The organism is Kitasatospora sp. NPDC032757 (assembly GCF_055579305.1).
Genome location: NZ_JBVINN010000067.1, coordinates 1 through 15,156, shown reverse-complemented (window position 1 = coordinate 15,156; position 15,156 = coordinate 1). Strand labels below are relative to the sequence as shown.

Annotated in this window: 10 protein-coding genes and 1 pseudogene; 7 read left to right on the top strand and 4 right to left on the bottom strand. The window is 74.3% G+C overall.

What is annotated here, in order from left to right:
• Positions 1 to 213 precede the first annotated feature (213 nt).
• Together ACZ5WK_RS38595 and ACZ5WK_RS38590 are read left to right on the top strand one after the other, a co-directional pair.
• A complete protein-coding gene (locus ACZ5WK_RS38595) occupies positions 214 to 2,139 on the top strand; it encodes a DUF2264 domain-containing protein (RefSeq protein WP_465554973.1) in 1,926 nt (641 codons plus the stop codon).
• Between the two features lie 47 nt (positions 2,140 to 2,186).
• Positions 2,187 to 2,972: a sugar phosphate isomerase/epimerase family protein gene (locus ACZ5WK_RS38590; RefSeq protein WP_465554971.1), complete on the top strand. Its 786-nt coding sequence runs from the start codon at positions 2,187 to 2,189 to the stop codon at positions 2,970 to 2,972.
• Between the two features lie 108 nt (positions 2,973 to 3,080).
• Here ACZ5WK_RS38590 and ACZ5WK_RS38585 read toward each other — a convergent pair whose 3' ends face one another.
• On the bottom strand, positions 3,081 to 4,175 hold the full coding sequence (locus ACZ5WK_RS38585) for a LacI family DNA-binding transcriptional regulator (protein ID WP_465554969.1): 1,095 nt from the start codon (positions 4,173 to 4,175) through the stop codon (positions 3,081 to 3,083).
• Between the two features lie 259 nt (positions 4,176 to 4,434).
• Here ACZ5WK_RS38585 and ACZ5WK_RS38580 point away from each other — a divergent pair.
• From ACZ5WK_RS38580 to ACZ5WK_RS38560, 5 genes and pseudogenes are all read left to right on the top strand, one after another.
• Positions 4,435 to 4,690, top strand: a pseudogene (locus ACZ5WK_RS38580) (sugar isomerase); the annotation flags it as partial.
• 190 nt (positions 4,691 to 4,880) lie between these two features.
• The gene (locus ACZ5WK_RS38575; RefSeq protein WP_465554967.1) at positions 4,881 to 6,230 is read left to right on the top strand and encodes an MFS transporter; all 1,350 of its coding nucleotides are present in this window, start codon (positions 4,881 to 4,883) and stop codon (positions 6,228 to 6,230) included.
• A gap of 33 nt (positions 6,231 to 6,263) precedes the next feature.
• Complete coding sequence (locus ACZ5WK_RS38570; RefSeq protein WP_465554965.1) at positions 6,264 to 7,592, top strand: hydantoinase/oxoprolinase family protein; 1,329 nt, start codon at positions 6,264 to 6,266, stop codon at positions 7,590 to 7,592.
• Positions 7,593 to 7,626: 34 nt separating this feature from the next.
• Positions 7,627 to 8,739 carry a DUF917 domain-containing protein gene (locus tag ACZ5WK_RS38565; RefSeq protein WP_465554963.1) on the top strand — a complete coding sequence of 371 codons (1,113 nt, stop codon included), beginning with the start codon at positions 7,627 to 7,629 and terminating at the stop codon, positions 8,737 to 8,739.
• Positions 8,733 to 10,247, top strand: a complete 1,515-nt coding sequence (locus tag ACZ5WK_RS38560) for a PucR family transcriptional regulator (protein WP_465554961.1) — start codon at positions 8,733 to 8,735, stop codon at positions 10,245 to 10,247. The genes ACZ5WK_RS38565 and ACZ5WK_RS38560 overlap by 7 nt, the downstream gene beginning before the upstream one ends.
• 75 nt (positions 10,248 to 10,322) lie before the next feature.
• On the opposite strand, the gene ACZ5WK_RS38555 is transcribed toward ACZ5WK_RS38560, so the two are convergent.
• From ACZ5WK_RS38555 to ACZ5WK_RS38545, 3 genes are all read right to left on the bottom strand, one after another.
• Positions 10,323 to 12,020, bottom strand: coding sequence for a hydantoinase B/oxoprolinase family protein (locus ACZ5WK_RS38555; protein ID WP_465554959.1), 1,698 nt, complete (start codon positions 12,018 to 12,020; stop codon positions 10,323 to 10,325).
• Positions 12,017 to 14,059 carry a hydantoinase/oxoprolinase family protein gene (locus ACZ5WK_RS38550; RefSeq protein ID WP_465554957.1) on the bottom strand — a complete coding sequence of 681 codons (2,043 nt, stop codon included), beginning with the start codon at positions 14,057 to 14,059 and terminating at the stop codon, positions 12,017 to 12,019. The genes ACZ5WK_RS38555 and ACZ5WK_RS38550 overlap by 4 nt, the downstream gene beginning before the upstream one ends.
• Before the next feature lie 111 nt (positions 14,060 to 14,170).
• Positions 14,171 to 14,647: a YybH family protein gene (locus tag ACZ5WK_RS38545; RefSeq protein WP_465554955.1), complete on the bottom strand. Its 477-nt coding sequence runs from the start codon at positions 14,645 to 14,647 to the stop codon at positions 14,171 to 14,173.
• Positions 14,648 to 15,156: the final 509 nt, after the last annotated feature.

Here is a 15,156-nt window from a genome sequence, read left to right as displayed (position 1 = left end):
CGATCGGATACGGTTGCGTCTCATATCTGCCGCGATCCACTGAAAATGGCAACTGGCCTGGTGAAATCGTGGACCGATGGGCCCCCCTTTCGTAGCTGGCTTGCAGGCCATGTCGATCGTTCGATCGATCATGTTGACTGTCGATCGATACCTCCCTAGATTCGGGCCGCCGGCCCGACGGCCGTGCGCCCTGCCCGACACAAGGACGTCTCCATGCAGCTGCCACCCGAGGACCGCCGCACCAGCCCGTACACCGGCTGGACCAGGACCCACTGGGAGGCCGTCGCCGACGGGCTGCTGGCCGCCGTCCGGCCGTTCACCAGCCCCGGGCAGGCGCTGATCAACCTGCCCGGACCGCGCCCGAGCATCTCCGGCCGCCGCTCCGACGGGCTGGAGGGGTACGCCCGCACCTTCCTGCTCGCGGCGTTCCGGGTCGCGGGCGCCGGCGGCGCGGACCCGCACGGCCTGCTGGAGCGGTACGCGGCCGGCCTCGACGCCGGCACCCGCCGGCCCACCACCGAGCGCGACCTCGCCGACGGCGACGAGGAGTCCTGGGGCGTGATCGGCGACCGCACCCAGCCGATGGTCGAGGCCGCCTCGATCGCCCTCGCACTGCGGCTCACCCGCCCCTGGCTCTGGGACCGGCTCGACGACGCGGTCCGCGAACGCGCCGGGCGGTGGCTCGCCGACGCCCTCCACCGCGCCCCGGTCGACAACAACTGGTGGCTCTTCCCGCTCACCGTCGGCGGTTTCCTCGCCGAGGCCGGCATCGAGACCGAGGCCGCCGGGGCTGCGGTCGACCGCGGGCTGGAGCGGATCGAGCAGTGGTACCTCGGCGACGGGTGGTACACCGACGGCCGCCCCCGGGCCTTCGACCACTACAACGGCTGGGCCCTGCACCTCTACCCGGTCCTGTACGCCCACCTCGCCCAGGAGCCGGACCGGACCGCCCGTTACGGCGCACGGCTCGCCGCCCACCTCGACGGCTACGCCCGGCTGTTCGGCGCCGACGGCGCCCCCGTCCACCAGGGCCGCTCGCTCACCTACCGGTTCGCCGCCGCCGCCCCGCTGTGGGCCGGCGCGCTCACCGGCCACACCCCGCTCAGCCCCGGCACCACCCGCCGGCTCGCGTCCGGGGCACTTCGGCACTTCGTCGACCGCGGCGCCGTCGGGCCTGACGGTCTGCTCACCCTGGGCTGGTACGGCGCCCACCCGCCGCTGATCCAGGAGTACTCCGGGCCCGCCTCCCCGTACTGGGCGAGCAAGGGCTTCCTCGGCCTGCTGCTGCCCGCGGACCACCCCGTCTGGACCGACACCGAGCAGCCCGGCCCGTCCGAGACCGCCGACGCGGTGCTGCCGCTGCCGCAGCCCGGCTGGCTGATCCAGTCCACCGCCGCGGACGGTGTGGTCCGGCTGCACAACCACGGCAGCGACGACCAGCCCGCCGACACCGTCCTGCCCGACAACCCGCTGTACGCACGCTTCGCCCACTCGACCGCCACCGGGCCGGCCGAGCGGCCGGCGGACAACCACTTCGCACTGCTGGTGGACGGCTCGCCCAGCGAGCGCGGCCGGATCACGCCGCTCGGCGCCGGCGAGGGCTGGGCGGCGTCGGCTCACCGCCCGAGGACCGGCGGCCGGGACGCCCCCGGCGTCACCGTCACCTCGCTCACGCTCGCCCACGGCGCCGAGGAGGTCCGCGCCCACCTCGTCACCGGAGCCGCCCCCGGCACGGCCGTGCGCCAGGGCGGCTGGGCGGTCGCCGGGACGGCGGTGGCCGGCGGGACCGACGGACCGCTCGGGTGGGTCCGGGCCGACGACGGGCGGCTCACCACGCAGGCCCTGGCCCTGCACGGCTTCGACGGCGCGGCGGTCGAGACCGCCGAGGGCGGAACGGCCTTCGGCCCGGCCGCCGCCACACCCGTCCTGCGTGGCGCCGTCGGGAGCGGTCCCGCGTTGTTCGTCTGCGCGGTCCGGCTCACCGGTCCGAATCCGCCGCCCGGCCCGTTCGGGACCCTCTCCGTGGGGACGGCCCCGAACGGCGACGGCCACCGGCTGGAGGTGCGGTGGTACGACGGCACGGCCCACCGGGCGGACCTCGCCGCCGGCACCGTCATCGTCCGCACCGTCACCGGCTAGACCGTCACTGCCCGGCCGCCACCGTCCGCGCGAACCGAGGAGTCCACGTGCCGCTCGCCCTCGCCACCCTCGGCCTCCCCGGCCTCCGGCTCGCCGAAGTGTCCCGGCTCGCCGCCGACCACGGCTGGCAGGGCCTCGAAATCCGCTGCGCCGACGGCCAGCCGGTTCACCCCGGCCTCACCGCCGACGAACGCCGCGGTGCCGCCCGGGAGCTGGCCGCCGCCGGGATCGTCCCGCTCGTCCTGTCCTCGTACGTGGGCGTTGCCGCGCCGGGGGAGGACGGGCAGGTCGTCGCCGACCTCATCGCGCACCTGCGGTTGGCGGCCGACCTGGGCGGCGGAGGGGTCCGGGTCTTCCCGCGCGGCGGCGACGGGCCGGCCGCGGAGGCGGACGCCCGGGCCGTCCGGCGGCTGCGGGCCGTCGCGGCGGAGGCGGAGGCGCTCGGTGTACGCGTCCTGGTCGAGACCCACGACTCGCACCCGGCCGGCCGCGACGTCGCCCGGCTGCTCGACGAGGTCGGGCACCCGGCTGTCGGCGCGCTCTGGGACCTCCTGCACACCCACCTCGCCGGCGAGTCGCCCGCGGAGTCGTTCGCGGCGCTCGCCCCGCACCTCGGCCACGTCCAGGTCAAGGACGTGGCGGGCGCCGGGGACCTCACCCCGTTGCCGCTGGGGGCGGGCGTCCTACCGATCGCCGACTGCGTGCGGCTGCTTCCGCCCACGGCGTGGATCTCCTGGGAGTACGAGGCCCCCTGGCATCCCGCCGCCGCGCCGCTCACGCCCCTGCTGGAGGCGGGGGGCGGGTTCCTGACGGGCCTGCGACGGGGGCGCTGAGCCGGGGCCGGGCGGGCCGTGCCGGACCGGCGGGCGCCCGGGGGATGAGCGGCCGAGGACGGTTCGAGCCCCTGGCCGGCGCGGCCGCCCGGCGCCCGGGAGGTCGCGTCAGGCCTGAGGCGCCGGCTCCGGCGCGCCGCAGGAGGAGCGGACCTTCAAGGTGGGGAGCAGGCCGATGTGATGGGCGGGCAGGTCGCCGCCCGAGCCGAGGCGGCGCAGCAGCAGGTCGAGGGCGACGGCGCCGACCGCGCGCTTGGGCGGGGCGACGGCGGTCAGCGGGGGAGTGGTGAGGGCCGCGAACACGTCGTCGTAGGAGACCAGCGCGAGGTCGTCGGGCACCCGCAGCCCCCGGGCACGCAGCAGCGGCGGTAGTTGGATGGCATCCCGGTCGTTGTGCACGAGGACGGCGCGCACGCCCGCCTCGGCCTGCCGGGCGATCCGGTCGGCGACCCACTCCGCGTCGGTGGGGGCGAACGGGTCGGCGCCGGTGCGGTGCATGTCGACGACCGGTGGGGCCTCCAGGCCGAGGATGCGGACGGCCTCGGCGTAGCCGGCACGGACCTCGTGGGCGGTCCATGTGTCGTTCCGCGCGGCGAGCAGCACGGAGCCGTGGCCGAGGCCGGCGAGGTGCCGCAGCGCCAGCAGCACCCCGTGGTGGTGGTCGGAGACGACCGAGTCGAGTCCGGCGGTCGCGGCGCCGGGGGCCGCCCGGCGCTCCACCAGCACGGCGGGGACCGGCAGGCGGGCCAGCCAGTCGCCCTCCTCCGCCGGGCCGTCCGGCCGCCAGTTGGGGGTGAGCAGCAGACCGTCGACGGCCGAGTCGAGGATCCGCTCGACCTGGCCGCTGTCGTCCTGGGCCTCGTAGGGCGAGATCCCGAGCACCAGCCGTGCCCCGGCCGCCGTGGCGGCCGACCGCGCGCCGTCGATGATCTCGTCGAAGTACGAGCCCACGGTGGGTACCAGCATGCCGATCACCCGGTGGCGGGCGTCGGGTTCGGGGCGGCCCGACGGGTCGCGCTGTGGCAGGGTCACCGAGCCGTGGGAGCGCCGGAGGTGGCCGTCGTCCGAGAGCGCGGCGATGTCGCGACGGACCGTGACGGTCGGCAGGCCGAGGCGCTCCGCGAGTTCCGTGACGCGCACGGTGCCGAGTTCGCGCACCGCCTCCAGGATGCGCGCCCGACGTTCCTCCGCCGAGATGGCCATGGCGTCTCCTCCGGTTGCTCAACGCTGCGTGATCGATCGAATGGTATCGCGCGATCGAAAAACGATCAAAGGCCATGGGGAAGCCGTCCACAAGCCGGGTGCAGAGGCGGTAGGTGATGCTCCGGCCGGGTCGGTGCCGTCGCGGGAGAGCCGGACGGTGCGGATTGGTGGTCGGAGTGCTCCTGATCACATGACACACGGTGTGATTGAACTTGATCATATGCCGAGTGGAGCTCACCCGATCGCTCAGGAGGAACCAATGTCCCACGCCGCTGAAGAGATCGCCGACCAGCCCGCATGCTGGTCGCGGGGCCTGGAGTCGGCCCCCGAAGGGCTGCCCACCGAGGGCGAGCGCGTCGCCGTCGTCGGCTGCGGCACCTCGCTCGACATCGCGCAGTCCTGCGCGGCGCTGCGCGAATCCGCCGGCCTCGGTGAGACCGATGCCTTCGCGGCCTCCGAGTTCCCCCGAGGACCGCCGTTACGACCGGATCGTGGCCGTCCCCGGCGGCGCGACGGGCATCCTCGTCGAGGGCGCGGTGCTCCCTTCGCCGTCGCCGCTTCGGCTGCCTGTGCCGTGGGCACACTCGGGCATCCGTCGGCTGTGCCCGGAGCACGGTGCCGGTTGTGGTGCCCTGTTTATGGTGCCTCGCATTCACACCGCGTCCGACGGTGTGCCTGTCGGTACCAGTGCCAGGAGGGCAGCCGATGAGCGCAGTCTCAGTACAGTCCGGAGTCGCCGGAGTCCCGGATGGGGACGCCGGCGCCCAGCCCGTGGGCGCCTACTTCGAACGCATGCCGTTCGGGCGGGCCCACGTGATGATCGCCCTCGCCCTGTTCATGGCCTTCGTCATCGAATCGTGGGAACAGCTCGCATTGGTCTACGTATCGTCCGACCTGGGCGACGCCTTCCAGATCGACGCCGGCCGGATCGGCTGGCTGCTGTCGGCCGTGGCCCTCGGCATGATTCCCGGCTCGCTGGTGTGGGGGCCGGTCGCCGACCGCATCGGACGGCGGGCCGTGTGCCTGTGGAGCCTCGGCTCGTACGGTGCTGTGGCGCTGGCGAGCGCGTTCTCGCCGGACTTCGCCACGCTGATGGCCGGCCGGGTGCTCTCCGGGATCGCGCTGGCCGGGATCTACACGATCACCTTCCCCTACTTCATGGAGCTGCTGCCGGCCCGGGTGCGCGGGCGGGCGGCGGTGTACCTGTCGGTCGGGTGGCCGATCGGGGTGCTCGCCGCCGTGGGAGTCACGCAGGCGCTGTCGGGGACGGGCTGGCACGTGGTGGCCATCGCGAGCGCGCTGGCGGGCCTGTGGGTGTTCGCGATCCGGGCCTGGGTGCCCGAGTCGCCGTACTGGCTGGCGGGCCGGGGCCGGCACGCCGAAGCCCGGGAGGTCCTGCTCGGCCTCGGGGCCGAGGTCCCGGAGGGCACCGTGTTCGCCGTCGTCGAGCCCGAGCGGGCCGGAAACCCCCTGGCGCTGCTGCGGGGTCGGCTGCTGCGGATCACCGTGCTCATGCTGGTCGTGAACTTCGCCTTCAACTGGGGTTACTGGGGTCTGCAGACCTGGCTGCCCACGCTGCTGCAGGAGAAGGGGCTGAGCATGTCCAGCAGCCTGGGCTTCGTGGCGCTGAGCGCGCTGTTCATGATCCCGGGCTACGTCTCGGCGTCCTACCTGACCGGGCGCTTCGGCCGCAAGAAGGTCTTCCTGCCCTATGTGGCGGCCTCCGCGGTCAGCGGTGTGCTGTTCGCTTACTCCAGCACGCTGACCGAGCTGTACGTCGCCAACTTCGCCCTGTCGTTCTTCAGCCTCGGCGCGTGGGGCGTATGGAACACCTGGAACGGCGAGTTCTACCCGACCGCGCTGCGCGGCACCGGCTACTCCTGGGCAACCGCGGCTCAGCTGATCTCCACCTCGGTCGCGCCGTCGGTGGTCGGCTACCTGCTGGCCCGGGCGACCGGGTTCTCGTCCACGGTGCTGTTCATCACCGCGTTCCTGGTCGTGGCACTGGTCGTGGCCGTGCCGCTGCCGGAGACCGAGGGCCGGGAACTGGAGTGACATACCAGGACAGACGGTGACAGGATGGTGCGGGTGAGGCTGGGAGTGGACGTGGGGCGTGCCACCACCGTCGCCGTGCTGGTCGAGCCGGGCGGGTACCCGGTGGCGCACGCGGTGGTGGACAGCGTCCCCGGCCTCGCGGACTGCCTGCGTGCGGTGCTCGCCGCGCTGCCCGAGGACCGGATCGGTGAGGTCGACGCCGTCGGCCTCACCACCGATCTGGAACGCGGCCAGCTGCGGCTCAGGCCGGTCGCCGTCCTGCGGATCTCCCCACCCTGCCATCCGGCCCTCGGGCCGCTGGCCGGCTGGCCCGAGCGGGCCGCCCGCGCCATCGGCCCGCTCAGCCGGGTGGTACGAGGCGGCTCCGCGCTGACCGGGCGGCCGCTCGCCCCGCTCGACCGGGCGGGTGTCACCGACTTCGCCCGGCGGGCCGCCTCCGAGGGCGTCGCCGCCTTCGCCGTCGCGGCGGCCGGAGCGCTCACCCGGCCCGACCCGGAACTCGCCGCCGCCGAGGCCATCGCGGAGGCCGTGCCCGGGGCGGAGATCACCCTGTCGCACGAGACCGGCCGATCGGGACTGAGGGAACGCGAGAACACCTCCGTCCTCAACGCCGCCCTGCAGCCGTGGGCCGTGCGCGTGACCGACACGGCCGAACGCGCCCTGCGAGCCGGCGGCGTCCGGGCGCCGCTGCACCTGGCCCGCAACACCGGCGGACTGGTCTCCGCCGCGTACTTCCGCCGCTACCCGATCCTCGCCACCGCCTCCACCACCGCGAGCGCCGCGCGGGGCGCCGCGCTCGCGGCCGGAGCGGAGCGCGCCGTGGTCGTGGACGCCGGTGCGGCGGAATTCCGGTGCGTGAGCGTCACCGACGGCGAGGTGGAACGCTCCGACGCCGGCCCCGGCCTCGGCGGCGTCGACCTGGACCTGGACCGGATCCGCGCCGACGTCCTTCCCCGCGGTGACCTGGCGCAGGCCGGTGCCGGGCAGGCCGCCGCCCTGGTGGCCAGGGTCCAGCAGAGGGCCCCCGGCGGTGTGCTGCTCGCGGCGGGCGGCGGCCCCCGGCTCGTACCGGTCCGCACCCCGGATCCGGCGGCCGCGATCGCCGCCGCCGCGTACGGGGCCGCCCGCTGCGAGATCGTCGCCGAGGTCGACCAGGTAGCCGTCGCCGGCGGCAGCGCCGAACTCGATCGCCTCCTCGGCCTCGCCGGCGACCAGGCCCTGGCCAGGGCCGTCGCGGCCGGCGCCGCCCCGGACACCGTCCGTATCGCCTTCACCACGCACACCCCGGTCTCCTACCTGCCGGAGGGGGTGCACCGCATCCGCGCCCGCGCCCTCGGCAGCCCCACGGGACGCCCGTCATGAGCGGCCGTCTGCGGTGCCTGCCGGGTCGGCGCCCATGACATCCGAGGCGAGGACCCTCCTCGACGCCGCGCGGCTGGAGGATCTCGCGAAGGGGGCGCTGGTGCTCGCCGCCGGTGCCGAGTACTCCTCGCACCGGGCGAGCCTCGACTGGGCGAGGGCCGCGATCGGAGAGCACGGACCGGTGCCGCTGATCGGAGCCGGGGCGCTCGGTGCCGGACGGATGTGCGTGACCGTCAGCCTGCTCGGATCCTCGGCGGCGCTCGCCGAGTACCTGCCCACCGGAGAGGAGCCGCGCCGCGCCGTACGGGCGCTGGAGCGGCGCCTGGGCCGGACGGCGGACGCCGTCGTCGCGCTCAACACCGCGGCCGAGAACGCCCTGCTCTCCGTCGTCACGGCGACGTCATGCGGGCTGCCGCTCGTGGACGGGGACGGCTGCGGACGGGTGCTCCCGCTGCTGGAGCAGACGACGTTCACGATCGCCGGGATCGATGTCGCACCGGTCGCCCTGGCCACACCCGCCGGCGATGTGGTCGTCCTGGACGCGGCCGGCAGCCGCGTGGAGGAGCTGGTACGGCCGCTGGTCCTCGCGGCCGGGGGCTGGGCCGTCGCCGCCTGCTACGCCATGGACGGCGAGCGGCTGGCCGCGACCGTGGTCCCGGGCACCGTGAGCCGGGCCCTGGCGGCGGGGCGGCCGTCCCAGGGCGACCCGTTCGCTCCGTGGCAGCCGCGGCCCCGCCGGCTGGCCATAGGGCGGATCACCGCCGTCGAGCACCCCGCGTCGCCGGGACCGGACACCGCTTCGGGCGGGCCGCTGCCGTCCCGGCCGACCAGCGTGGTCGTCTCCGAGACCGAGGGCCTGCACCGCCGGTTCCGGCTGGAGGCGCACAACGAGGTGCTGCTGGTCCTCGCCGACGGCTCACCCGTCGCGGCCGCGCCCGACCAGATCCTGATGCTGTCGGCGGCCGACCAGCGCGTGCTGGACGTCGAACGTGCCGTGCCCGGCATCGACGTGGAGATCGTCGTGATCCCCGCCGCACCCGCCTGGCACTCCATGCGGGGCCGCCGACTGGCCGCCGCCGGCGGCCTCATCCTGCTGGACCCCCTACCGCACGGGGACACCGAAGGACCGGAGGAGACCCCGTGGTGAGACGCCCCGACCTGCCCGCGCCCATGACCGTCGCGGAGTTGGTGCAGTACGGCCCGCTGCCCGGCATCCGCATCTTCGGCGCGGCGGGAAGCGGCGGCGAGATCCTGGACGTGCGCATCGTCGACCGGCGGGAGGCACTCGACGACCTGCGCCCGCACACGGCCGTCGTCCTCACCGACACCCTCGCCCGGACCGGATGGGTCGTGGAGATGGCCCTGCGCAAGGCATGGGAGCACGCGGCCGCCTGCGTCGTCGTACCCGAGGCGGCGGTGGCCGCGCATCCGTCGGGGGCCCTCGCGGACCGGCTCGGGGTGCCGCTGCTGCTGATCCGCGAGGACGCACTGGAGGGCGCCGTACGGATTGCCTCCGCGGTGTCCCGCCCGGACGCCGGGCGGACCGCGCTGCTGGCACAGGCCGCCCAGCGGCTCGCCGCCGCCGGGCCGCACGCCGAACGCGTGCTGGCGGCGCTGCACACCGTGCTGCCCGCCACGTCGGTGGCGCTCACCGATCCGCTGGGCGGAATGCTGACCGGGCGGCGGGCCGCGCTCGACTCCGCGGACGCGGTACGGCTGGAGGTGCCGGGGCCCGACGGAAGGCCGCTGGTGGTACTCGTCGCAGATTCCCGTTCGAAGGAGGCGGGCTGGGCGACGACGGTCGAGACGGTGCTGCGGCTGGCGGTCCCCGCGCTGACCGCCTGGTCCGCCACCCGCCGCCTCGGCGAGGAACAACTGGCCCGCCGGAGCGAACTGCTGCTGGATCAGCTGACGCACGCCTCCCCGGAGCAGGACGAAGCAGCCCGCGACCGGATCCGCACCGAGGCGGCGGCACTCGGCTGGTCGCTGTCCGGCCCGATGGTCGCCTTCGCCCTGCGACTGGCCGCAGACCCGGGCACCGGGATCGAGCCAGGACCGGCGCTGCGTGCGCTGTGGGCCAAGTACGGCGTCGGCGGGCCGCTCGTCGCCCGCGAGGACGGCTGGGTTTCCTGGCGGTCCGCGGCGGCCGACCTTCCGGACGCGGGCCCGGAGGTGTGGCTGCGACAGGCCGAGACACAGCTGCTCGCGGCCGTCCGGGCCATCGCCGATCGCCTTCCGGTTTCCGGCGGGGTGGCCGGCCCGGTCACCGGCGCCGACACCCTCGGCGCGGCACTGACCGACGCCCGGGCCGCCGCGGCGGTCGCCGCCGTGCCCGGCTCCGTGGTCCGCGCCGACCGCATGGGGCCGGCCCAACTGATGTCCGCGCTGCCCACGGCGGCGCTGCGGCGCCCGGCCGAGGTGGTGCTGGCACCTCTGCTCCGCGCGGACCGGGACGGAGCACTGCTGCGCACCCTGGCCGTCGTGCTGGACCAGGGCGCGGCCCCGTCGGAGGCGGCGGAGATCCTGGGCGTCCACCGGAACACGGTCGCGGCCCGCCTGGAGCGCATCCGCGCGCTCGGCTTCGATCCCGATGATCCGGACCAGCGCCTTCCGCTGCACCTCGCCTGCCGCGTCCTGCTCACGGGTCTCGAGTAAGCAAAAGGGGTGGGCCCGGTCGCCGTGTGGGGGAGTTGGCAACCGGGCCCGGAACAGGGGTGGTGGGGTGGGCCGTCAGACGTCGACGCCGTAGGCGGCGGCCGCCCGTTCGCGGGTGAGCAGGCCCTGCCGGAGGTCTTCCCGCACGGCCTCGGCGGGGCGCTCGGCGACCGGGCCGAAGCCGCCGCCTCCGCCGCTCTCACAGCGCAGCACGTCGCCCTGTCGCACCGCCAGCGCGTTGACCTTGAGCAGTTCGCGCTCGTCGTCCCGGCCGGGGTTGAGGACGACCCGGGGCGGGGCGCCCTCGCCGCCGCCGAAGACGCCCCAGGCGGGGGTGACCGAACGCTCCCACCACAGGGAGAGGTTCTGGTCGGCCTCGAAGCGGTACTCGCGCACCACGCCGTTGCCGCCGCGGGTGCGGCCCGCGCCGCCGGAGTCGGGGCGGACGGCGTACTCGGTGACGCGCACCGGGAAGAGCGTCTCCAGCACCTCGACGGGCATGTCCCGCAGGGAGCCGTTGACGTTGTTGATCAGGCAGGACTCGCCGTCGTCGGTCTGCCAGGCCCCCCAGCCGCCGACGGTGGCCTCCTGGGAGACGAACAGCCTGCCGTTGCGCGGGTCGGTCCCGGTGAACTGCACGATCATCGAGTCGCCGTAGCTGGCGGCGGCCGCCCGGGTGGGCACCGCGGGCGCGAGCGCCTTGACGACGAGGTCGATGACCAGCCCGAGGTGGGAGTAGTAGTACTGACAGGCCGCCGGCTCGACGGCGGCGAGCATCGAACCCGGCCGGGTGACCACGTCGAGCGGCCTGAACGATCCGCCGTTGAGCGGAACGTCGCCGCTGACCAGCAGCTTGTAGCCGACCCGGCAGGCGGCGACGGTCTGGGCCGCACCGCAGTTGACGGGGCCGGTCGCCTGGTCGGCGCAGTCGGTGACGTCCATCGTCATCCGGTCGCCGGAGATCTCGACGCGCACGGTGACGTGCAGTGGGGTGGCGAGGTCGATGCCGTCGTTGTCCAGCCGGCCGGTCGCCACGTAGACGCCGTCCGGGATGGCGGCGATCTGCTCGCGCTCCAGCCGCTCGGTCTGGGTGAAGATCGCGTCCCGCGCGGCGAGGACGGTCTCCTGCCCCCAGCGGCGGACGATCTCGGCGAACCGCCGGGCGCCGGTGCGGGCGCAGGCGACCTGGGCGCGCATGTCCCCGAGCGTCGGCTGCGGGAAGCGGACGTTGCGGGCGATCAGCGAGTGCGCCTGCTCGCAGGGCTCGTCACCCTGATAGATCTTCAGGGGGCCCATCCGCAGGCCCTCCTGGAAGATGGAGGTGGAGTCCATCGAACCGCCGGGGTCCTTGGAGCCCATGTCGATCCAGTGCGCCCGCGAGGCGGCGAAGCCGATGAGTTCGCCGCCGTCGCCGGTGTCCTCGGCGAAGATCGGGGCGTACACGGTGACGTCGTTGAGGTGGGTGCCGCCGATGTACGAGTCGTTGAGGACCCAGACGTCACCGGGACGCCAGACCTCCGCGCCGTACATCGCCTCGGTGGCCCGGGTGCACACCTCCAGGTTGCCCAGGAAGATCGGCAGGCCCGAGGACTGGCCGAGCACGTTGTGGTCCCGGTCGAGCAGCGCGACCGCGCAGTCCTTCGCCTCGTAGATGGTGGGCGTGTAGGACGACCGGATGAGCGTGGTGTTCATGTCCTCCGCGGCCTGCAGCAGCGCGCATCGGATGATCTCCGTCGTGACCGGGTCGATGGTCCGGGTGCCGGCGTCGGTCATGCCGTAGCTCCAACCTTGATGACGAGGAAGCCGTTCTCGTCGACGGTGACCGACGAGTCGGGCGGGACGACGGTGGTGGAGGTGGCCTCCACGATGACGGCGGGTCCGTCGACGCGCTGGCCGGGCACCAGCCGCTCACGGCGCAGGACCGCGGTGTCGTGCGGCCGGCCGCCGAAGACGACCTGACGCCGCTGCACGGTGTCGGAGGCGTTCTCGTCGGCGGTGTACGGCACGGCCGCGATCTCGGGCAGCGCCCCGAGCGCGGTGCTGCGCAGCGTGACGAACTCGACGGGCGCTTCCGGCGTGGCGTGCCCGTAGCGGCGTTCGTGCAGCTGGGCGAAGCGCGCGGCGGCGGTGGCGAGGAAGTCGTCGGCGGCCGGCTCGGCGGCGAACTGCAGGGGCACGGCGAGGGTGTAGTCCTGGCCCGCGTACCGCATGTCGACGACGTGCTCGACCCGCCGCCGCTCCACGGGGACTCCCTGCTCGGCGAGTTCGGCCAGCGCCTCGTCCTCCAGACCGGCCAGGGCCCGGGCCATGGCCTCGCCGTCGCGGTCGTCGCCCGAGGTGAAGAACTGCCGGGTCAGGTCACGGCGGACCTCGGTGCCGAGCATGCCCCAGGCGGAGAACGCACCGGGGAAACGCGGCACGACGACCTCGCGGATGCCGAGTTCACGGGCGATCTCGACGGCGTGCATCGGGCCCGCTCCGCCGAACGCCAGCAGGACGAACTCCCGTGGCTCCAGGCCGTGTTCGACGGTGAGCGTGCGGATCGCCTGGGCCATCTTGGCGTTCGCGACATCGCAGATGCCGCCCGCCAGTTCCAGCGGGTCCAGGCCGAGTTCGCCGGCGAGGGTGCCGACGGCCTGCCTGGCCGCGGCCACGTCGAGCGTCATGTGGCCGCCGGCGAACCACTCCGGATCGACCCGGCCGAGCACCGCGTTGGCGTCGGTGACCGTGGCCCGGGTGCCGCCGCGCCCGTAGCAGGCGGGCCCGGGCACGGCGCCGGCCGACTCCGGGCCGACGCGCAGCCCGCCGGCCTCCGCGTAGGCGAGGGAGCCGCCGCCGGCGCCGATGGTGTGCAGGTTGACCAGCGGCATGAGAACCGGAAAGCCGTCCGCCGAGCCCTCGTTGGAGACGTCGGGGCGGCCGTCGAGGACCAGCGAGACGTCGAAGGACGTGCCGCCCATGTCCACGCAGATCGCGTTGGGCCGGCCCAGCAGACCCGCGGCCGCGGCCCCGCCCATGGTGCCGCCGACCGGCCCGGACAGCAGCGTCTGCAGCGGGTGGCGGCGGGCGTGGGCGGCGTTCACGATGCCGCCGGAGGACTGCATCACCTGGACGGGGACGGTCAGGCCGTGCTCGGCGAACCGCCCCTCGATCCGGCTCAGATACCGGCGCACGACCGGGCCGGTGTAGGCCTCCAGGACGGCCGAGGACGTCCGCTCGTACTCGCGCCACTCGCCGGCCACCTGGTGCGACAGCACCACGACGACGTCCTCGCCGAGCTCCTGCTCGAGGATCTTCGCCGCCAGCAGCTCGTGGTCCGGGTTGACGTACGAGAAGAGGAACGAGACGGCGACCGCGTCGAAGCCCTCGTCCTTCGCGCGCCGGGCAGCGGCCCGCACGGCGTCCTCGTCGAGCGGTTCGAGCTCGGCGCCCCGCCAGTCCAGGCGGCCGCCCGCCTCCACCGTGTCGCAGCGGTCCACCAGCGGCTTCGGCTTGCGGTAGTGCAGGTCGAACATCCGGTCCCGGTTGCCCCGGGCGATGTGGTAGACGTCCCGCATGCCGGCCGACGCGAGCAGCAGGACGCGGGCGCCCTTGCGCTCCAGCAGGGCGTTGAGGCCCTGCGTCGTGCCGTGCACGAAGAAGGAGATCTCGCCGGGCGAGTTCACCGCCCGGCCCAGTGAGGCGAAGACCCCCTCGGCCAGGTCTCCCGGCGTCGTCGGCGCCTTGGCCGCGAAGAAGGTACCGCTGTCCTCGTCATAGGCGACGACATCGGTGAACGTCCCACCGATGTCCATGGCCACTCGATACGTCATGCCGCCTCCCGGCTTTCTCCAAGGGATCGCCGAGGACGCTAGTCCGGGGTCTCCGGGAGGAGCTGTGCGCAGCGCACGGCCGACGGACCACCGCAGTGCGCTGCGCCCGGTTCAGTGATCTCCGACAGGGACCCCACCCGGCTGCTGCACGTCCTCGTGCAGGTGGACGATGTGCCACGCGGCGTTCCCGCCACGCCGCAGGACGGCGGTGTTGCGGACCAGCTCGGGGCGCAGCTCGCCGGTGTCCGGGGCGGGCGCGAAATCCACCCGCAGCCAGAAGCGCAGCACCGCGATGTCGCCGAAGACGTCCACCACCTGGCCGTACGGCTCCAATCCGGTCTCCACCGGCCCCTCACCCGCAGCCGGGCGGGCCTCCCGGATCCGGTCCAGGTCCGGCTTTCCGAAGAGCAGCTCGGCGGTCCCCGAGTCCCAGACGGTGGCCTCCGGGTCGAGACACGCGTCGATCCGTGGGCGGTCCCCGGCCGCGTAGGCCTCGTACATATCGGCGATCACCTGCCACACGGCTGCGGCGTCGGCCGGCTTCGCGCCCGGGCGGGCACCGGCGGCGAAACCTGGGAATGCGGGCATGGCGAGCCTCCTGAAGGCTGAGGGTGAGGGGCACGCGGCCGGTCGAGCGGCGGCGGGCAGCCAACCTACACACGTCGGCGACCGGATCGGACCACCTGGTGGGGACGATTGCTGCGCCGTGACCGGCAGGGTCCCGTCGAGTCCGGGAGGACGGGCGGCGGCGGGCGAGTCCGTTGGTCCGATGCCCCGGGGCACAGCCGAGTCGGCAGGCAGCTACGACGACGGCGTGTTCGACGGGTCGAAGCCCGTCGAAACGTACTGCCATTCGACGGCCGCGCCCAGTCGCGGTCCTCCCGGAGGATCCGGTCCATGCCCGCGTACCACCATGAATCACCGACCAAGCACGCCTCGACGGACCCGGCTGACTGGCCGGAGATCGATCTGTACCTCCGCAAGTCCTGCCACACCGACCGGCTTACTGATCGTTTCAGAATGACTTTCGAAGGCGTCGGAGGCAGATGATGCTGCAGGCGAGGTCGAGTAGTCCCTGGTGGAGATCGGCGCGTCGC